The 18,648-nt window shown below is 47.4% G+C and carries 18 protein-coding genes; 8 read left to right on the forward strand and 10 right to left on the reverse strand.

Annotated features, from left to right (window positions below):
• Positions 1–68 precede the first annotated feature (68 nt).
• Together B9Y77_RS02565 and B9Y77_RS02570 are read left to right on the forward strand one after the other, a co-directional pair.
• Positions 69–2,240, forward strand: a complete 2,172-nt coding sequence (locus B9Y77_RS02565; protein WP_085490349.1) for a polysaccharide biosynthesis tyrosine autokinase — start codon at positions 69–71, stop codon at positions 2,238–2,240.
• 202 nt (positions 2,241–2,442) lie between these two features.
• The gene (locus B9Y77_RS02570; RefSeq protein ID WP_085490350.1) at positions 2,443–4,464 is read left to right on the forward strand and encodes a glycoside hydrolase; all 2,022 of its coding nucleotides are present in this window, start codon (positions 2,443–2,445) and stop codon (positions 4,462–4,464) included.
• A gap of 48 nt (positions 4,465–4,512) precedes the next feature.
• Here B9Y77_RS02570 and B9Y77_RS02575 read toward each other — a convergent pair whose 3' ends face one another.
• The 4 genes from B9Y77_RS02575 to B9Y77_RS15755 all read right to left on the reverse strand — a co-directional run bounded on the left by B9Y77_RS02575 (position 4,513) and on the right by B9Y77_RS15755 (position 9,336).
• Positions 4,513–5,100, reverse strand: coding sequence for a flavodoxin family protein (locus tag B9Y77_RS02575; protein ID WP_085490351.1), 588 nt, complete (start codon positions 5,098–5,100; stop codon positions 4,513–4,515).
• A gap of 209 nt (positions 5,101–5,309) precedes the next feature.
• A complete protein-coding gene (gene dnaJ / locus B9Y77_RS02580; RefSeq protein ID WP_085490352.1) occupies positions 5,310–6,452 on the reverse strand; it encodes a molecular chaperone DnaJ in 1,143 nt (380 codons plus the stop codon).
• 110 nt (positions 6,453–6,562) lie between these two features.
• Entirely contained in the window at positions 6,563–8,464 is a 1,902-nt protein-coding gene (dnaK, locus tag B9Y77_RS02585; protein WP_085490353.1) for a molecular chaperone DnaK, read from the reverse strand.
• A 311-nt stretch (positions 8,465–8,775) separates the two neighbouring features.
• Positions 8,776–9,336, reverse strand: coding sequence for a hypothetical protein (locus B9Y77_RS15755; RefSeq protein WP_139829241.1), 561 nt, complete (start codon positions 9,334–9,336; stop codon positions 8,776–8,778).
• Between the two features lie 285 nt (positions 9,337–9,621).
• Here B9Y77_RS15755 and B9Y77_RS15860 point away from each other — a divergent pair, with 285 nt between their 5' ends.
• A complete protein-coding gene (locus B9Y77_RS15860; RefSeq protein WP_176221689.1) occupies positions 9,622–9,795 on the forward strand; it encodes a hypothetical protein in 174 nt (57 codons plus the stop codon).
• A gap of 23 nt (positions 9,796–9,818) precedes the next feature.
• On the opposite strand, the gene B9Y77_RS02595 is transcribed toward B9Y77_RS15860, so the two are convergent.
• Both B9Y77_RS02595 and B9Y77_RS02600 read right to left on the reverse strand, forming a co-directional pair.
• Positions 9,819–10,127 carry a type II toxin-antitoxin system RelE/ParE family toxin gene (locus B9Y77_RS02595; protein ID WP_085490354.1) on the reverse strand — a complete coding sequence of 103 codons (309 nt, stop codon included), beginning with the start codon at positions 10,125–10,127 and terminating at the stop codon, positions 9,819–9,821.
• Positions 10,128–10,373, reverse strand: a complete 246-nt coding sequence (locus B9Y77_RS02600; protein WP_085490355.1) for a type II toxin-antitoxin system prevent-host-death family antitoxin — start codon at positions 10,371–10,373, stop codon at positions 10,128–10,130.
• Between the two features lie 164 nt (positions 10,374–10,537).
• Between B9Y77_RS02600 and B9Y77_RS02605 the strand changes: the two genes are divergently transcribed.
• Positions 10,538–10,870, forward strand: coding sequence for a type II toxin-antitoxin system RelB/DinJ family antitoxin (locus B9Y77_RS02605; RefSeq protein ID WP_085490356.1), 333 nt, complete (start codon positions 10,538–10,540; stop codon positions 10,868–10,870).
• Entirely contained in the window at positions 10,867–11,124 is a 258-nt protein-coding gene (locus B9Y77_RS02610; RefSeq protein ID WP_254899896.1) for a putative toxin-antitoxin system toxin component, PIN family, read from the forward strand. The genes B9Y77_RS02605 and B9Y77_RS02610 overlap by 4 nt, the downstream gene beginning before the upstream one ends.
• A 68-nt stretch (positions 11,125–11,192) precedes the next feature.
• Here B9Y77_RS02610 and B9Y77_RS02615 read toward each other — a convergent pair whose 3' ends face one another.
• The 4 genes from B9Y77_RS02615 to B9Y77_RS02630 form a co-directional block, all read right to left on the reverse strand.
• Positions 11,193–13,295, reverse strand: a complete 2,103-nt coding sequence (locus tag B9Y77_RS02615) for a family 43 glycosylhydrolase (protein WP_085490357.1) — start codon at positions 13,293–13,295, stop codon at positions 11,193–11,195.
• A 169-nt stretch (positions 13,296–13,464) separates the two neighbouring features.
• Positions 13,465–14,154, reverse strand: coding sequence for a nucleotide exchange factor GrpE (gene grpE / locus B9Y77_RS02620; protein WP_085490358.1), 690 nt, complete (start codon positions 14,152–14,154; stop codon positions 13,465–13,467).
• Between the two features lie 212 nt (positions 14,155–14,366).
• Positions 14,367–15,269, reverse strand: coding sequence for a hypothetical protein (locus tag B9Y77_RS02625; RefSeq protein ID WP_085490359.1), 903 nt, complete (start codon positions 15,267–15,269; stop codon positions 14,367–14,369).
• A gap of 138 nt (positions 15,270–15,407) precedes the next feature.
• Positions 15,408–15,668: a hypothetical protein gene (locus tag B9Y77_RS02630; RefSeq protein ID WP_085490360.1), complete on the reverse strand. Its 261-nt coding sequence runs from the start codon at positions 15,666–15,668 to the stop codon at positions 15,408–15,410.
• A 91-nt stretch (positions 15,669–15,759) separates the two neighbouring features.
• Between B9Y77_RS02630 and B9Y77_RS02635 the strand changes: the two genes are divergently transcribed.
• From B9Y77_RS02635 to B9Y77_RS02645, 3 genes are all read left to right on the forward strand, one after another.
• A complete protein-coding gene (locus tag B9Y77_RS02635; protein WP_085490361.1) occupies positions 15,760–16,494 on the forward strand; it encodes a hypothetical protein in 735 nt (244 codons plus the stop codon).
• 252 nt (positions 16,495–16,746) lie between these two features.
• Complete coding sequence (locus B9Y77_RS02640; protein WP_073424694.1) at positions 16,747–17,088, forward strand: P-II family nitrogen regulator; 342 nt, start codon at positions 16,747–16,749, stop codon at positions 17,086–17,088.
• Positions 17,089–17,144: 56 nt separating this feature from the next.
• Complete coding sequence (locus B9Y77_RS02645; protein ID WP_085490362.1) at positions 17,145–18,410, forward strand: ammonium transporter; 1,266 nt, start codon at positions 17,145–17,147, stop codon at positions 18,408–18,410.
• Positions 18,411–18,648 lie beyond the last annotated feature (238 nt).

Consider the following 18,648-nt stretch of genomic DNA (forward strand, 5'->3'; position numbering starts at 1 on the left):
CTTAATTTTAAATAAGGTAAACAAACTGGGGAGTTTTAGATACTCCTATTGAAGTCTTGGGAATACATATGCCTGAAAAAGAAGAACAAAAAGTTATTGCTCCTGCGTCGATCCAGGTTCAGCAAGATGCTAATACGATTACATTGCTAGAAGCGTTACAAATCCTTTTAGAAAAAAAGTTTACCTTACTAATGTTTATTATAGCCGGTGGTCTTATCGGTTATACTATAGCGAACTGGCTGCGTCCGCAGTACACTAGCGATATTTTGTTGCAGATTGATGCAAAGAGTGGTAATGCAACAAAGGCTATGGGTGAAATGGGTGCCATCCTTGATGTGGCAAGCCCTGCTGATGCTGAAATTGAGCTTATCAAGAGCCGCATGGTGTTAAGCTATGTTGTCGAAGCAGAACGCCTTTGCTTTAATGCAACCCCAGTTGGCGCTGTCGATCGCTTTACGCACAAAGAGGGACGCATGGACTTGGATTCCCTCTATATCCCCGAACTTGCTCGTGCCGAAAAGTGGATGGCTAGAGCTGTTGATGAAAATACTTACGAAGTCATTTCTCCTGAAGAACAGGTCATTTTGGAAGGTAAAGTCGGTGAGATGTACAAGGCCGCTTACGCTGGTGACACTCTCAATATTCACGTTTCTAAAATGCTTGCAAAACCGGGTCAGGAATTTATCCTTTCTCAATCGGGCATGTTGAGTGCCATCGCTGCTTTGAAGAATGGGCTTAAGGTTGCAGAAAAAGGCAAGAAGAGCGGTATCATCGAAGCTAGCTACAACCATCGCTATCCGGATAGGGCTGCTTCTATCTTGAATTCTGTGGCAAAGACGTATTTGCGCCAGAATGTTGAAATGCGCAGTGCCGAAGCCGCCAAGACTCTTGAATTCTTGGAAAAGCAACTCCCTGGTGTGAAGGCTAAACTCGACAGTGTCGAAAAGATTTTGGCGGATTACCGTTACAGCATAGGTTCTGTGGATATGACCGGTGAAACGCACGCCCACTTGAATAAGGAAAGTGAAATCCAGAGACAGCTCTTGGAATTGGAACAGCAGCGTCAGGCAGCTATGCGCTTGTTCAAGGAAGAACATCCGAGTGTTCAGACGCTTGTGCGCCAGCAGAATCGCTTGAGGGCAGAACTTGCTAAGCTGAAGAAGACTGCTGAAAAGATGCCTTTGACGCAACAGGAAGTGGCTCGCTTGAAAGAAGATGTGGCTGTCAATAACGAAATTTACACGACCATGTTGAACAACATCCAGCAGTTGCGCGTTGTGCGTGCTGGTGAAGTGGGTAACGTCCGCATTGTTGACTTTGCCCAGATTAACGGTGTTCCGAGCAAGCCGAAAAAGATGAACATCATCATCTGCTCTGTGGCTGCATCGCTTATGCTTGGCGTTCTCTTGGTATTCCTCCTGCGCATGATGCGTAATGGTGTTCGTAGCGTTACCGAAATTGAACGTGAAACGAATACAAGCGTGCTCGCTAGGGTTCCTGAAAGTCCTGATTCTAAATTGAACCACAAGTTTATAAAGACCAGAAAAACACACGTTCAATCTGATCCTTCCGATCCTGTTAGCGAAGCAATCCGCTCTATCCTTACGGCTATTGATTTCTCGTTCAGTTCGAATAAGGAACATCAGGTGATTATGGTGACGGGTATTATGCCGGGTGTCGGTAAGAGCTTTGTCTCGACGAACCTTGCTGCTACTTTTGCTATGGTTGGGAAGAAAACCTTGTATATTGACGCTGACATGAGAAAAGCTTCTTGCCGCTTTACGAAGATTGGTCTTGCTGATGTCCTCATGGGAAAGGTTGCTTTTGAAAACGCTAAAATCACAAGTCCAAACCTCCCGAATCTTGATATTTTGGAATCTGGCAAGTTCAAAATGGCTGCATTTGAGCTTTTACGTGGCGACATGCTTAAGAAGTTGCTTGAAGAACTTCGTCCGAATTACGATGCCATTATTATTGATACCCCGCCGACCAACATGGTGACGGATGCTTACATGATTTGCCCGTTGATCGATTTTGCACTCGTTGTGTTGCATTACGGTCGCCATTCCATGGAAATGATCAAGGAATCTATGCAGACCTTGGAACGCTATTGCGATAAGCCGAAGGCTTTTGTGATGAACCATTGCGAACACAGACATGGTTACGGCTATGGCTATTATGGCAAATACGGTTACTATGGCTATGGTTACGGTTATGGTCACAAGTCCAAAAAAGACTAAATAGCGACTGCGAAATCCACAGAAAAGAATATCGAGAGCCCGCCTCCTTGCGAAGCGGGTTCTTTTTTATCGATGACGCCGGGAAATGACAAATAGTCAATAAATTTTTGTGTTGGGGTGTCCGCTTTTCCGTAAAAAAATGGATTTTTATAGAGTAATGAACTGCGCATTTTGAAATGTGCCGAGACATGGGGTTGAGAAATTGAAGAGTAAATTGATTTTTGTTACGGCTGCGGCTCTCGCTTGCAGCGCTGCTTACGCCCAGACGAAGGTCGTCGTGGACCCGGGCAAAAAATACCAGCTTTTTGAAGGCTGGGGTACAAGTCTTTGCTGGTGGGCAGAACTCGCCGGCGGCTGGGACAAGGCGAACTACACGAAGCTTTTGGGCGCTGTGGCTGACCCGGACACGGGTCTTGGCTATAATATTTTCCGCTATAACATTGGTGGTGGCGACCAACCCGGTCATAACCATTTGACCAAGGGCGATGGGGGAGCCGCGGTTCCCGGCTACAAGCCGACCGAAAAAGGCGATTACGACTGGACAGCGGACCCGAACCAGCGCAACATTGCATTCGCTCTTGCAAAAATGGCGAAAGATCCGATTTTCGAAGCTTTTTCGAATTCCCCACCATGGTGGATGACAAACAGCGGTTGCGTTTCGGGAGGAGTCAATGGCGCCGACAATCTCAAGTCCGATTATTTTGACGATTTCGCTGATTACCTCTCCGAAGTCGCTAAGCACTTCAAGGAAGAATGGGGTATCACATTCCGCACGATTGAGCCGTTCAACGAGCCAAGTGCAGGTTGGTGGAAAGCTAACGGTGACCAGGAAGGCTGCGGCTTCAAGAATAAGCAATCTGAAATGATTGTGGAACTCGGCAAGGCGCTCAAAGCGAAGGGGCTATTCCCTGCAACTTCTGTGAGTGCAGCCGATGAATCAAACATTGGCGATGCTTTGGCTCGTTTCAATAGCTATAGTGCCGAAGCACGTTCTTACATGTTTCAAGTGAATACGCATAGCTATTCTGGCTACGATTCCCGAGCAAAGCTTTACAATGCAGCGTTTGCCGCAGACAAGCGCGTTTGGCAATCCGAATCAGGGCCGCTCCACCGCAGTGGAAGTCTCGATATTACGCTTTGGATGGCGGATGTGATTTTGCATGACCTTCGCGATATGCATGCTAGCGCTTGGGTCGATTGGCAACTTTCAGACCCTGCCGAGAACTGGCGCACCATTGCTGTTGACCATAAAAAGCAGACATTCTCTTATGCGCCGCGATTCTATATGCATGCTGCGTTTAGCCGTGCTATTCGACCGGGTTCTCGTTTTATCGATAGCGACAACAGCAACACGCTTGCCGCCATCCGTGAAGATAGCTCGCTTGTGCTAGTGGTGCTGAATACAGGCTCTAGCGATGCAAAATACACGTTTGACTTGAGCAAGTTCGCAACGATTGGCAAGAAGGCCAAAATCCACCGCTTTACGCTCCCGGCAGCGCTCAAAGCCGATTCTGATATTGACGTTACGAACAATGCAATTACGGTCACAGCGGGTGCCCAATCCATCGTTACGATGGTCATTGAAAATGCAACCGGTGGTGTATGCGAAGCTAGCTCAATCATTCCGTACGCCAAGATTCACGATGGCGGCTGGAACGAAACGACGGAAGTCAAGGTGAATCCCGGCGATTCGCTTGTGATTGGCCCGCATCCGTACGATGGCGGCCGCTGGACTTGGAAAGGCCCGAATGACTTCTATTACTTGGGCCGTGAAGTGCGTTTCAAGAATATGCAATGGCAGAGCAGCGGCATTTACACGGGAACGTACGTGAATCCGTATGGCTGCGAAAGTACGGTCGATATCAAGGTCATTGTCGATGATCCGGAACATCCGTATGTAGAACCGGAAAAGCCGGATCCTGGTAGTGTCGGTATTTCACCGAGAGTCGCGCAAGGTGCTGGGAAAATCTCGGTCACGAGAAGCGGGGGAGACCTGCTAGTGAACGCTGGGAATGCGGCGTGGAATGTCGCGCAGTCCGGGAAGTCCTCGCAGCCTGGGAATGCGCCGCTACAGCTCACGATTCACGAATTGCAAGGCGTACTCCTGATGCGTCGCTCCATTGAAGGTTCTGCTGTTGTGCCAGTCGCGCACTTGGCAAAAACGCATTATGTTGTGCGAATTAAGAGCGCTGGAAAGACCGTTTATCAGAAGAAATTCAAATAAATTATAGAGATCCTCGCGAATGCGAGGATTTGCTTTTTATGTTGAACTTTATGAATACTTGTGATGGAGCTTGTTCGCGAAACTACGACATTTGGCGATTTCGCGTGAGGAGAGTTCTTTGTTCTTGAGGGTACCGCCTTTTTGCAGAACACCAGCAATCTTGAACCCGCTCCAGCAAAGAACTTCCTTGAGCGCACGTACAGTACCTGCAGATTGCTTGAATAAAATGTTGAACGGCCATGGGGTAGAGCAGGTGGTGATAATGACAGCCTTTTTGCCTTTGAGAAGCGGAATGGGATAGCCGCTTTCGCTATGGTCCATCATGCCATAAACCCAGCGGTCAAAAAGCATTTTGAGTTGTCCCGTCATATTGCCCCAATAGCACGGCGAACCCACAATTAGCGCATCACAATCTTGCACGAGATGCAAAACTTGCTTGGCGTCATCATCGGGCATAACACAATCATGTGTGCTACGGCATTTCATGCAGCCGATGCATGGGCGGAATTGCAATTTGCAAACATCAACGTAAAGGACTTTGTCGCCACAAGCTAACAATTCATTGCGGACTATCCCAAGCATTTGGCTGATATTGCTATTCGGGCGAGGGCTTGCGTTCAAGATAACATACTTCAATTTCGGACTCCTTAATAAATTCATAAAAGCTATTCGAGATTGCCGCGTTTCTGCGACGCTCGCAATGACGTATTTTGCATGTGCTTTCTAAGCTTTTACTTATTAAACACCTAAGGAGCCTAAATCTGTTACTATAAAAAAATCCCGAACGCTTTTTGAACGTTCGAGAGATTACTGGATCCTTCGACTTCGCTCAGGATGACAAGCCCTTACTTGAACAGGTTCTTCATCTTTTCAAGGAACGATTCTTCCTGGGCAGTTTCCTTGTCCTTGCGGAGTTCAGCGAGCTTCTGGTAAAGCTCCTTCTCTTCGCGAGAAATTTCCTTCGGAATGTCCACGCCAATTTGCACGTAGAGGCTTCCGCGATCGCCCTGTTTCTTGAGCGGATAAAGGCCCTGATCGCGCAGACGGAGAACGCTACCAGCCTGAGTGCCAGCGGCAATCTTGATCTGGATTTCATCACCGCTGATGGTCGGGATGCGCTGCGTACCGCCAAGAACCAGCTTGTGGACCGGAACCTTGACTTCGCAATGCAAGTCGTCGCCTTCACGGCTGAAGAAATCGTCCGGCTTTTCGGCAATCACCACAAGCAAGTCGCCGCAAGCGCCACCGCGCGGACCGCAGTTACCTTCGCCACGGAGGTTCAGGTACTGGCCTTCGCTCACGCCTGCCGGAATCTTGATGGAAATTTCTTCGCTTTCTTGCACACGACCTTCGCCGTGGCAATGAGAGCACGGATTGGCAATCACTTCGCCCATGCCGCCGCAAGTGGGGCAGGCGCTTTCGGAAACCATCTGGAAGAATCCGCCGGAAACGCGACGCACACGACCCGTGCCATGGCAGGTATCGCATGTTTTGACGTTCGTACCGCCCTTGCCGTTACATTCCGTACACGGCGTATAGCGTTTTAAGCGAACCTTCTTGGTGCAGCCTTCGAAAATTTCCTTGTAGCTAAGAGCCACCTTGATCTGCAAGTCATTACCACGCGGAGGACCTGCCTTGCGAGAACTTCTGCGGCCACCGCCACCGAAACCAAAGCCACCACCAAAGATATCGCCAAACTGGCTGAAGATATCGTTGATGTCGAATCCGGCACCACCGAATCCACCACCGCCAAAACCGCCACCAGGAGCATTAAAACCAAACTGGTCGTAGTTCTTGCGCTTTTCAGGATTAGAGAGTACGTCGTAAGCTTCGGCAGCTTCCTTGAACTTTTCTTCAGCTTCCTTGTCGCCCGGGTTCTTGTCCGGATGGTACTTGATAGCAAGCTTCTTATAAGCGTGCTTGATTTCATCAGCACTTGCGTCCTTGCCGACGCCCAAAACTTCGTAATAATCTCGTTTTTCAGCCATTTTGCCCTCCGGGCAAACTCATCATATAAAAAATCAAAAATCGTTATTTTACAACAAAAGGATTGCCCCCTTTTGAGAGGCGAATCCTATTTGTTTTTTGAAGGTTGAAATTAGTCAACCACTTCAGCGTCGACGACTTCCGGACCATCACCCTTCTTGTCATTCTTCGGCTGTTCAGAAGCACCCGGCTGCGGACCCGGCTGAGCCTGGTTTGCACCAGCAGCCTGAGCCATGGAGCTGATCATGCCCTGGAGCTTGTCCATAGCGGCCTTGATTTCTTCCTTAGTGCCGTTGTCCTTCTTGGCCTTGATGTCGTCGATAGCAGCCTGGAGCTGGCTCTTGGTGTCGGCCGGGAGCTTGTCGCCAAATTCCTTGAGCTGACCTTCAGCCTGGTAAGCCATCTGTTCGGCCTGGTTCTTGATGTCCACGAGTTCGCGCTGTTCCTTGTCCTTGGCAGCGTTAGCTTCGGCATCCTTAACCATCTTGTTGATTTCGTCTTCAGACAAACCGCTAGAAGAAGTAATCTTGATGGACTGTTCCTTACCGGTTTCCTTGTCCTTAGCAGACACATGCACAATGCCGTTTGCGTCGATGTCGAAGGTCACTTCAATCTGCGGCACGCCACGCGGCTTCTTCGGGAGGTCGGTCAAGTCGAACTTGCCGAGCGTACGGTTGTCGCGAGCAAATTCGCGTTCGCCCTGGAGCACGTGAATCGTCACAGCCGGCTGGTTGTCTTCGGCAGTGGAGAACACCTGGCTCTTCTTGGTCGGAATCGTGGTGTTACGATCGATGAGCTTGGTCATCACGCCACCGAGAGTTTCGATACCGAGAGAAAGCGGGGTCACGTCGAGGAGGAGCACGTCCTTCACAGCGGAGTCGCCAGAAAGCACAGCGCCCTGAACGGCAGCGCCGATAGCCACAACTTCGTCCGGGTTCACAGTCTTGTTCGGTTCCTTGCCGAAGAACTTCTTCACGGCTTCCTGAACGGCCGGGATACGGGTAGAACCACCGACGAGAATCACTTCGTCAATTTCGCTCAAAGAAAGACCGGAGTCCTTGATAGCCTTGCGGCACGGTTCCATAGAACGTTCCACGAGGTGAGCGGTGAGCTGGTCAAACTTTGCACGGCTGAGGGTGAGGTCGAGGTGTTTCGGACCAGAAGCGTCAGCAGTGATGAACGGAAGGTTGATGTTCGTAGAAGTCGTAGCAGAAAGGTCGATCTTTGCCTTTTCTGCAGCATCCTTCAAACGCTGCAGGGCCATCTTGTCCTTCTTCAGGTCGATGCCCGGATTGTCCTTCTTGAATTCGTCGTTGATCCAGTCGATGATGACTTCGTCGAAGTTGTCACCGCCGAGCATCGTATCGCCGTTGGTGGCCTTCACGCTGAACATGCCGTCGTCGATTTCCAGGATGGAGATATCGAACGTACCGCCACCGAGGTCATACACGGCGACCTTTTCGCTCTTCTTGGAGTCAAGACCGTAAGCAAGAGCAGCAGCCGTCGGTTCGTTCACGATACGGAGAACTTCGAGGCCAGCAATCTTACCAGCGTCCTTTGTAGCCTGACGTTGAGAGTCGTTAAAGTAAGCCGGGACCGTAATCACAGCCTGGGAAACCGTCTGGCCGAGGTAATCTTCGGCAATCTTCTTCATGGTCTGAAGAACAGCAGCGGAAATCTCAGGAGGAGCAAACTGCTTGTCGTCAATCTGAACGCGGACCGGATCAGAACCCGTGCCGACGAGCTTGTACGGCATGTTCTTTTCGGCAGCAGAGCATTCGCCAGCCGTACGGCCCATGAAACGCTTGATAGAATAAATCGTCTTTTCCGGGTTCGTGATTGCCTGGCGCTTTGCAACGTGGCCCACAAGACGTTCACCGTTCTTGCCAAAAGCGACAATAGACGGCGTAGTGCGGAAACCTTCTGCATTGGCGATGACGACCGGCTTGCCACCTTCCATCACGGCAACGCAGCTGTTTGTCGTACCCAAGTCAATACCAATAATCTTACCCATGATTTTAATCTCCTATTTTAAATTCTTGATCCCCAGTGTTTTTGTTTGAGTGGGGAGTTTTTTACGCCGATACATTAGCAAAAGCCGTGCCAACCCCGAAAAACGCCCTTTTTGTTTCGTTCTGAAACATTTTTTGAGCTAAAAACGGGTAAAAAAAGGGCTGTTTCAAAAAAGAACGCCCTACAGCGTCATCCAGACGACCTGTCTTCCTCGAAGCGAAGCGTAGGAAAACCATAATTTCTCGTATCTACCTACAGTTGGGAGGAAGGTTTCGGTGATGTATTAAATAGATAGGAGGGGCTACTTTTTATTTAGTAAACCGAAGGTGGTAAACTGTAGTCTGGGGAAGAGCCTTTTTCATAAAACGACCAATCTATAGAAAAAGTGTATCGGTTTCTGCTTTCACTGATATCACGTCCATAGCGAAATTCAAAAGAAAAACGACCATACGAAATATATGCTCCGGCACCAAATTCAGTATATCGAATTGGTTCAGGATCTCCAGAACAAGCTCCAGGAGGAACAAAAATGCCACCATCACCACAGTAACTGTCTTTCAAATAAAATTCACGTCCATTTACAGAAACGTGCTGCGTAAACCCCAATCTCCAATCATCTCCCCAATGCATTTGCTCAATTGTCGAAATTCCACCCATAAGACCAAGAGAGCCCCAACTCATCACTCCAAAATGTTCGGAAACAAACCCTGGTTGTAACATCAAAGTTAAACTTTGTAATCCAAAACCAAGGGAAAAATAGGACCAATTAAAAAAATGAAAAAAAGAAATATCAGCAGGCCATTCATCTGCTTCTAAAACATCAAATTTATGTCGAGAAGATTCTCTATCATTTTCCTTTGTTTCGTGAACCAAATCTCCGCTGTAATGAGCTAGTGTAAGAGTATTGGTTGAAAAGCTGTCTCGGAATGACCCCATAAACGCCGCTGCAGATGGAGGCCTTGCGATTATGCTACATCCCGACAAAAGGGAAAATACCATAGCTAGTAGAGGTAATCTGAAATTATTCATTCAAAAACCGAAACGTAATCATTGTGAATAAATGTATAAAAAAAGGTGTTCGTACCATCTCATTTGCAAGAGGTGTGCTTTATCGTGAAAAATTTTGCAAACAACCGACTGCACAAAAACAAAATCTAATTGATAGTCTGGCTTTTTCCTGAACTTAATGCGGCTGCATTTGCCCGAAGACTTGGAATTCCGCAACCTTTATTTGCCGCCTATGTGAACGGAACAAAGAAACCTTCTGCAGCCCGTCGTAAAAAGATTGATGAAGAATTTCAGCGAATCGGTCGTGAACTGATGAAAGTATAAAAAATCCTCCGCGGGGGAGGATGCTACAATTCCAAAATGTTCAAGTAGTTCATTCGACTATTCAAAATGCGGACAATAAGCACCTTGTCAAGTTCAATTCGATAAAAAACAATATAGTTCGATACTGATAAACATCGATATCGACTCAACGAATCTACTTTGCCTTTTAAGGATGGACCTATTTCAGGAAAAATGGCAAGGTTGTCGATGGCGTCAAGGATTTCAAGAACCTTTTCATTTGCCGCTTGAGGACCGCCCAATTCAGATTCTATATACGCTTTGATTGAATCCAAATCCTCGGAGGCCTTTGGCGAAAAAATGATGACGGGCATCTACACCTCGTATTTCTTTCGCACATCCGCAGCGGAAAGCCAGCCACCCTGTTCGGCAGATCGTTCACCCTCGGCAAGAGCCTTCTGGAGTTTCAAAGCTGCAACCATCCGTTCGTACTCCTTAATGTCAATGACAACATAGCAACCCCGACCATTTTTGGTTAGGAATACTGGAGACTCTTCAGATACATTCTGAAGAACTTCATTGTAATTTCGTAAATCAGACACTGGTAAAATGCAGGGCATAAACAACCTCCATTTTAATAATATATAATTTTAAGTAAAATTACAAGTAAAAAATTAAGATAAATTGATTGAAAATCCTCCACGAGGGAGGATCCTTTGAGCTCATTATTTAGGTTGTATTTCGGTGTGTTTTTATATATATTTATAGAAAAGAGGTTACTTTTATGTCGCAAACCACCTTTAGCATCAGAATGGATGACAACCTGAAAAAAGACTTTGATAAGCTTTGTGAAGAGTTTGGCATGTCAATGACCACGGCGATAAATGTCTTCGCTCGTGCCGTTGTGCGCGAGAAGAGGATTCCCTTCGAGGTTTCATCCACAAAGGCTCCCGCCTATGCCGCCGACAGGCGCGTTTTCTACAATGCAAGTCCAGTTGCGAGCCGTATGTCGATGGTAATGCGCCTGCTTTCTGCCGAGGCAGAAAGAGCTGGGGCCGCCGATATGACTCTAGACGAAATCAATGCCGAAATTGATGCTGCCAGGAGCGGCCGATGAAGTTTTATGCGGTCATTGACACGAATGTCATTGTTTCCGCTTTGCTGAAATGGAACTCTGTTTCTGGAGTCGTATTGCAGGCTGTTTTCAATGGATTTGTTGTTCCTGTATACAATGATGAAATTCTGAATGAGTATCGCAATGTTTTGAATAGGCCGAAATTCGGTTTTTCTTCAGAGTTGATTTCAGAAACCATATCCCAGATAGAATCCTTGGGTGTTATGGAAAATAATTTGCCACAGAAATTGCATTAAACTTTGACACTAAAAATCCCCGGCCTCGTGAGTGAGGTCGGGGACTTTAAATGTGGGGGAGGTAGGGCTTATTCCCCGACTTGCAATTTCAGGGTCTTTCCAGCAGGATTCCGGACGACGTAGACTCCGCGCCCAAAGCCGGCCGTCTTGAGACCAGTCTTGATTTCTGTCAACGAAGCTCCTGCGTTAAAGCGGACTTTACCAACCATATTGCCCATCAAGTCAAAGACTTTGTAAACACCTGCGTTTTTTGCGAAAGCGTTTACAGCATCCGAAGCAAATTTCGGCAAAATGCCTGTGGTGCCATTGCGCTTATCCATAATATCGCCATCAATTTTACCGAAGGCAATCCAGTCGAGGTTTACGTAGTCGCTTGTTATTAGGACTTTGAGCACGTGTTCGCCTTTGGTGAGTTCCTTGGTTGTTTTGCCTTTGTACGTAGCGTATGTATCGAAGTCATCGGTTCCAGAAAGCGATAGTGTATCGGTGATGGGTTCATTGTCCATAAAGAATCGTACGCTTGCGCTTTCCATGCCTGTTGCGTAAGAAAGTTCGAAGGGGAGGGTTCCGCTAGTTTCGACGTTCACGGTGTATTCCAGCCATTCGCCTTTCTGCGTGTAGCCCACTGCAAAGCCGTCGCCGTTTTTCACGATGTCCACGCGGTCTTCGCGGTATTCTTCGCCCTGATTCTTGGTGTCCATGTCGTAATAAGCCTTGCCTGCACCGCCCAAGTCGTAGTTCTCAAAGTCAATGAAGTTGGCGGGGCCTTCGACGCTTGCGCCTATAACCGGAACGTCGCATTTAGCTTCGGGGTCGGTGAGTTTAGCCTTGCAGAAGGGGCTCTGCGGAATGGCGGTTTTGCTGTCCTCGAATTCCCAGTAGTCTGCTTCGAAATCGCCTGCGAACACGAAGAACACGTCGTGCTTGCCGACAGCGCCTGTAAGCGGAACTGTCACAAGACCGTCTGCGGAGAATTCCGCCTTGCCGATGATTTCGCCGTCCACCTTGTCCAAGCGGACGGTGATGCTCGAGGCCTTCTTGACGCTCAGAACGGATGCCGAGAAGCTTTCCGCGCCCGCGTCGCCGAATTCCACGCCGCTAATCTTGGTGTATTTTCCTTCGGAAAGATTGGTGATGACCGTATTGCCGGCAGTACCGCTCTTACGGACCCTCACGTCTTCGCCCCACGACATGGTTTCCGCTTCCACGCGCTTGTACGGGTCGAAATCTTCCAGCTGGGCCACGCCATTATCCGGCCAATAGTCAATCTTTTGAATAGTGCCGTCGGCGTTGTACTTCATTTCGGAAAGGCCGACAGAACGACGCTCCTTGTGTTGGTATTTCTGGCCCATTTTCTCGGACTTGTAACGCCAAAGTTCGTAATTTAGGCCGAAAACGTAGGATTTCCCCTTGAAATCGATGATACCCGGGTGGTTTCCGTTACTGCGCGAAGAATGCGGCATAATGTCGCCCTTGTAGGTCCAGGGGCCAGTAATCTTGTCGCTCATGGCATACCCGATACCTTCGGCACAGCAGGTGGATGCGAAAGTCATGTAGTAATGGTCGCCGTGCTTATAGACCCAGGGGCCTTCTTGGTAATCCTTGATTTTGGGGTAGGTGACGATGGACCCCTGAGTACTAATCATGTCCTTATTCAACTTGATCATGTACAAATCGGGGTTGCCCCAGTACATGTAGGCCTGTCCGTCGTCGTCAATCCAGACGGTAGGGTCGATATCGTTCCAGTGCTCGCGCTGCCAGACCAGCGCCTTGTTCAAAGGTTCCTTGAAAGGGCCATAAGGGCTGTCCGCCACCAAGACGGAAATGCCATTGCCGTGAATGGGGACGTACATGAACCACTTGCCGTCGCGCTCGATGACCTGTTCCGCCCAGGCCCCGTTAGTCTTTGTGCTCCACTTGATGTCTCCTAGGCTTGCCACGGCACCGTGACTGGTCCAGTTGACCATATCCGTGGATGTGTGCAACAGCCAGTCGTACATCATGAACCCGTCGGCATTGTCCTCGTCGTGGGTCGTGTACAGGTAAACCGTATCCCCATGGACATAGGGCGCCGGGTCCGCCGTATAGTTCGTCGTGATTACAATTTTCTGAGCGAAACCCGTACAAGCCAAGGCCAATACGGAAGAAACGATTAGGTTTTTACCAAACATCTTGATCTCCATTCCTTGTTAATTCCTACACCCAATAACAAAGATATATCTGAAAATGTTTGCGGTTAATCGCTTGCGTAAATCTCTATTGTCAAATTATCAAAAGAGGGGAGATAAGAAAAGCCCGCTCACGGGGGAGTGGCGGGCATAAAGGCGGGGGATATGGGGGTTATTTCCCGGAGGATACGATGACTTTTGCGGTCTTCAAGATTTTGTTCTTGAGCTTGTAACCCTTCTGGAATACGGTAACAACATGACCTTCCGGGATAGTTTCGGAGGGCTGCTGCATCAGAGCTTCGTGGAGGTTTGGGTCGAATTCCTTGCCGGTCGGGTCAATCTGTTCAAGTCCTGCGTCCGTGAGAACCTTGGCGAACTGGTTGTAAATCATCTGCATGCCTTTTTCGAAGGCTTCGAGATCCTTGGCTTTGTTTTCGCTGGCGAAAGCACGTTCGAAATTGTCCTGGACTTCAGAGAGCTTTTCGAGAAGCTTGCCGTTCGCGGTTTCGATGAGTTCGAGCTGTTCCTTGGCATTACGGCGGCGGAAGTTTTCGAATTCGGCCATCAAACGCACAAAACGGTCGTTAGCGTCGGCAAGCTGCTGTTTCAAAACTTCTTCGGCGGAAGGTGCTGCGGGCTGTTCGGCGGCTTTTTCTTCGGCCTTTGGTGCTTCTGCATTTTGACCTTCTACGTCAGCGGGCTTTTCGGCGTTGGCATTGTCGGTTGCTGAGCCTGCCGAAGCATTGGCTTCGGCTTCGAGATTCATTGCGTCCTGGGCGGCTTTCAGCACATCCTGTTCAAATTGAGCACGTTCAGCATCATTCGGTTCAACATTCTGTTCCGGATTCTTTTCTTCAGCCATGATATATCAATATTCCTTTAAAAATTGTCCGTACGGACATCTGTTTTACAATTTCGACACAAAGATAGCAAATACCATGCCAACAAAAAACGTCAAAAATTGTTTTAATGTGAAACAAGCGTGACTCCCCTTTCTAAATTTGTATTGCCGATAATTCGGATTATGTAAACTAAACTTTGAAAAAAGAAAAACGGGCTTTTGCCCGCTTCTTTTTATTTCGCAAAAATCAAGTCTTCATATGTCATGGTGCCATCGAGCAATGCCGGACATGCCACATCCTGCATAATCTCCACATAGCTATCTAAGCTAACTGAAGATTGATTAGGGGAATCGTATTGGATGATATAATCAGAGCAGACCAAATTCTTGATGGAACTTTGTTTTTTATAATTTTCGCAAATTTGCGCAAAGGTGGCTTCGTCAATCTTTTCATAGATTTCAAAGAAGGAATAAATTCCATCCTGAACAGAAACAATTTCTGTAAGAGTTTTATCGGAATAAACGATTCGGGTCTGTACGCTGGTCCCGACTTTCATGGATTCGCAAAGCTGGGCTTTTTCTGCTTTATTGGGCTTTTTATCATCTGTGAGCCCGGTTCCCTCGGCCAACTTATCTAGCGTGCTTGAAAAATGATCATAAGAATCGTCGCAGTACTGTTTCATATCTGTAATCTTTTTTGATACAGCAAGCGATGTTTGGGATGGATCCTGTTCCCCCAAAGTAGCCGTAACTTGTGCACTGCCATCAGAACATTTATAATGACCATCATCCATTTTTGCAGCGGCATCTTTCATTTTATCACAGAACTGTGATGTGGATTTAAATATTCCTGAATAGTCTATTTTATCGCTGTAAAAAGTAGGATTGTCGTAATCAGCTTCAATTAGCTCGTTTACGTAGGAATTATCTGTAAATACAGTGACTTTGAGATTTACAGAAACGCTGTGGTCCGTGGCATAGACTTCGCATTTGGCGTTACCGATCTTATTTTCAAAATGGCGCTCGTGCTGGAGAGTTCCTTGATCAAAAGCCACATCATTAGGGTTGGAGTCAGCGGGGTCACAGGCGGTGAGAAGAGCTATAATTGGTAGAGAGAGTGCAAAAAATTTTTTCATTATAATTTCTTCTTCTTTAGTTTTGTCGGAAAATATACTTAAACAACGCTCATTATTCAACAAATTCTTTGGTTAATTTTACAGAAAAAATTGTATTTTTGTAACAAATTCAGTCCAGTTGACGAAAATAAGAAGGATTTATTTTATGATTAAAAATTTTTTACCCATCACCGCTGTAACCACCCTTGCTTTTATGGCGTGCTCCCCTGATGAATCATCCTCTCCTATTGCTCCAATCGCGGAATCGTCATCTTCAATCCAAGGGGTAGAAAATCCAAACTCTGCAAATTCTATCGCAAGTAGCTCTTCAGAATTCCAAAACAATAGCAGTTCCTCTGTATTCTCAAACCACAGCAGTTCTTCTGTGGCGAAAACGAACGAAAGCTCATCTTCGGTCAACCAGACTTTGTCAAGTTCAAATGGAAACCAACTTCAGCATTTTACGAAAAACGAATGCTCTGTAACAAAGTTATCCGACAATGTGGTCGTTATGGATTTTACCGTAGCAAATTCGGAAAGCGTCCAGATGAAAATGACTCTCGTTGGAACTGATGTCGAAATGGACATGGTAACCACTTACGATGCTTTTGTTTCTAATTCCGAAGTTGAACAGACGTGTGCAGAAGCCAAAGAAAGTGCAGCTGGTTACAATAACGCAAGCGTATTATGTGATGGACATACCATATCGGTCAAGTATATTAATTCTGCCAACGACAAAAACGCCGATGAAATTGTTGAGTCTTCAAAAGAACTCTGCAAATTGATGAACCTGGTTGAAGTATATGGTTCATCGAGTTCTACAAGTAATCCTTCTTCCCTATCGAGTTCCTCGTTCCAAGTCCCGGTCAGCAATAAAGAGAAACCAAACGATGCTGTGTGTGAAGTTTTCGTTGACTTGGATACCGCATTTGTGATGACCGCAGTTAAACCTGATTCAATCATCATCAATATAAACATGAACTATAATAGAGGTACTTTGGTAATGTCCGAAGTAATGCAATTTGCAGATGCTATTCCTGAGACCACCATTTCTGAAATTTGCAATCAGGCGAAGGAAGATGCAAGAAAGGATCCTCTGAGTGGAACTGTATATTGTAACGGAAAAAATATTACACAGTCTCTAACGCTTACGACTGTAAACTCGATTCCAGTAAGTGCTCCGGATTTTATTGCCGACTGCGACGAAATCAACGCTACAGGAATTCTTGTAGAAGATGAGGATTAGAGGTCAATCGATCATTGTTGTGAATAATTTTTTGTGGCGTAGAGAGCGTAAAATTTTCACACTCTGTAAATAAAAAGCCTTTCTTACAATTCTTGTAAATCTTTCATTTGAGGAAAGTCTCTCCCCTACACTGCCCCGCAACCCGCATAGAATAAGGGATTGCGGGCTTTTTTATGTGTTGGAAAAATTTTTGGCACGCATTTTGCAAATACGAGTGCGAACAAAAAGAAACCTCAAAAAAAGGATACCAACATGAAGCTCGTCACAGCTTACATTCAACCTGAAAAGCTCAATAGCGTAAAGCAATCGCTATATGAGAACAAGATCTACAAGATGTCTGTCACTAACGTTCTTGGTTGCGGCCAGCAGAAGGGTTACAATCAACGTTTCCGTGGCGTTGTTACTGAAGTTAATTTGCTCAAGAAAATTTGTCTGAAGATTGCCGTGAATGATGAATTTGTGCAGCCTTGCATCGATGCCATCATCAAGGGCGCTCGTACGGGTGCCATCGGCGATGGAAAGATTTTCGTCACGTCGCTTGAACAGTGTGTTCGCATCCGCACGGGTGAAACTGGACCGGAAGCGATTGGTTAATTCGGAATCAGGAATTCAGAATTAGAAACTAAAATTTTCAAAAAGGATTTATACAAATGAACGAAGTAGCAACAGTCGCAACCGTCAACGACGCCATCTTTATGACGGAAAACATTTGGATCATGATCAGCGCCATGTTGGTGTTCATCATGGGTCTTGGATTTGCATGTGTCGAAGCAGGCCTTGTGCGTGCTAAGTGCTCTGCAAACGTCGCTTTCAAAAACATCGCTGTGCCGGCAATCGGTATCACGATGTACGCCTTGCTCGGCTTTGGCCTTATGTACCCGGGTACTTTCAACGGCATTCTCGGTTTCGCCGGCTTCGGCATTGGCGACTGGGCAAATCCGGCAAACTTCACCGTAGCCTACAACGGACACTTCACTCTGTTCACGGACTGGCTGTTCCAGGCAATGTTTGCAGCAACCGCCGCAACGATCGTTTCTGGTGCCGTTGCTGAACGTGTGAAGCTCAACTCCTTCCTCGTTTTTACCATCGCTTACGTGGCTCTCGTCTACCCTGTTGTCGGTAGCTGGACATGGGGCGGCGGCTGGCTCTCCACCTTCGGTGCTCACGGTTTCCACGACCTCGCCGGTTCTACCCTCGTCCACTCTGTGGGTGGTTGGGCAGCTCTCGCTGGCGTCATGATTCTCGGACCGCGTATCGGTAAGTATGTCGGTGGCAAGGTTCACGCTATCCCGGCTCACAACATTCCGCTCGCAACAATCGGTGTGTTCATGCTCTGGTTCGGTTGGTGGGGATTCAACGCCGGTTCTGCTCTCAACGGCGACCCGAAGGCTACTAGCTGGATTCTCGTGACCACGAACCTCGCTGCTGTCGCAGGCATCATCACTGCAACGCTCACAAGCTGGATTGTTTCCAAGAAGCCGGACGCCACCATGGCTCTCAACGGATGCCTTGCTGGTCTCGTCGCTATCACCGCTGGTGCAGACGTCGTGACCCCGCTTTCTTCCTGGATTATCGGTGCTATCGCTGGTGTGCTCGTCGTCGGTGCAGTCTTCATGTTCGACCGCTTGCACTTGGATGACCCGGTTGGTGCTCTCTCTGTCCACCTCGTGAACGGTGTCTGGGGTACGCTCGCTGTCGGTATCTTCGATATCACCGGTGACTACACGCTCGGCACTCAGGCTGTTGGCGTCCTCGCCTACGCTGTCCCGTGCTTCGCTGCCGCAAGCCTCATCTTCTTCATCATCAAGAAGACCATGGGCCTCCGCGTGACTGAAAAGCAAGAACTTCGCGGCCTTGACCAAGCTGAACATGGTCAAGAAGCTTACAGCGGATTCCAAATCTTCAGCAACATGTAATTTGGCACTTAGTTATTAGTCAATAGTTATTAGTTAAAAAACTTACTGAAGTTTCCAAGCCTTAAACTAACGACCAACAACCAATAACTAACAACTACAAAAAGTATCTCTGTTGACTAAAGTACCCCGGAACGAATGTTCCGGGGTTTTACGTTTGTGCGTAGCGACTATTTTTCGATTTTGTGCTACAAAAAAAGCCGCACGAGGCGGCTTGGAAATGTTCGTTTGGTGAATTCCG

It is taken from the genome of Fibrobacter sp. UWB13, assembly GCF_900177805.1.
Lineage (GTDB): Bacteria > Fibrobacterota > Fibrobacteria > Fibrobacterales > Fibrobacteraceae > Fibrobacter.

Excerpts from the sequence above, each read along its gene's own strand:
- B9Y77_RS02565 (WP_085490349.1), top strand. The coding sequence starts at position 69 with ATGCCTGAAAAAGAAGAACAAAAAGTTATTGCTCCTGCGTCGATCCAG.
- dnaJ (WP_085490352.1), bottom strand. The coding sequence starts at position 6,452 with ATGGCTGAAAAACGAGATTATTACGAAGTTTTGGGCGTCGGCAAGGAC.
- dnaK (WP_085490353.1), bottom strand. The coding sequence starts at position 8,464 with ATGGGTAAGATTATTGGTATTGACTTGGGTACGACAAACAGCTGCGTT.
- B9Y77_RS02595 (WP_085490354.1), bottom strand. The coding sequence starts at position 10,127 with ATGCCCGTCATCATTTTTTCGCCAAAGGCCTCCGAGGATTTGGATTCA.
- B9Y77_RS02600 (WP_085490355.1), bottom strand. The coding sequence starts at position 10,373 with ATGCCCTGCATTTTACCAGTGTCTGATTTACGAAATTACAATGAAGTT.
- B9Y77_RS02605 (WP_085490356.1), top strand. The coding sequence starts at position 10,538 with ATGTCGCAAACCACCTTTAGCATCAGAATGGATGACAACCTGAAAAAA.
- B9Y77_RS02610 (WP_254899896.1), top strand. The coding sequence starts at position 10,867 with ATGAAGTTTTATGCGGTCATTGACACGAATGTCATTGTTTCCGCTTTG.
- B9Y77_RS02615 (WP_085490357.1), bottom strand. The coding sequence starts at position 13,295 with ATGTTTGGTAAAAACCTAATCGTTTCTTCCGTATTGGCCTTGGCTTGT.
- grpE (WP_085490358.1), bottom strand. The coding sequence starts at position 14,154 with ATGGCTGAAGAAAAGAATCCGGAACAGAATGTTGAACCGAATGATGCT.
- B9Y77_RS02625 (WP_085490359.1), bottom strand. The coding sequence starts at position 15,269 with ATGAAAAAATTTTTTGCACTCTCTCTACCAATTATAGCTCTTCTCACC.
- B9Y77_RS02635 (WP_085490361.1), top strand. The coding sequence starts at position 15,760 with ATGGATTTTACCGTAGCAAATTCGGAAAGCGTCCAGATGAAAATGACT.
- B9Y77_RS02640 (WP_073424694.1), top strand. The coding sequence starts at position 16,747 with ATGAAGCTCGTCACAGCTTACATTCAACCTGAAAAGCTCAATAGCGTA.
- B9Y77_RS02645 (WP_085490362.1), top strand. The coding sequence starts at position 17,145 with ATGAACGAAGTAGCAACAGTCGCAACCGTCAACGACGCCATCTTTATG.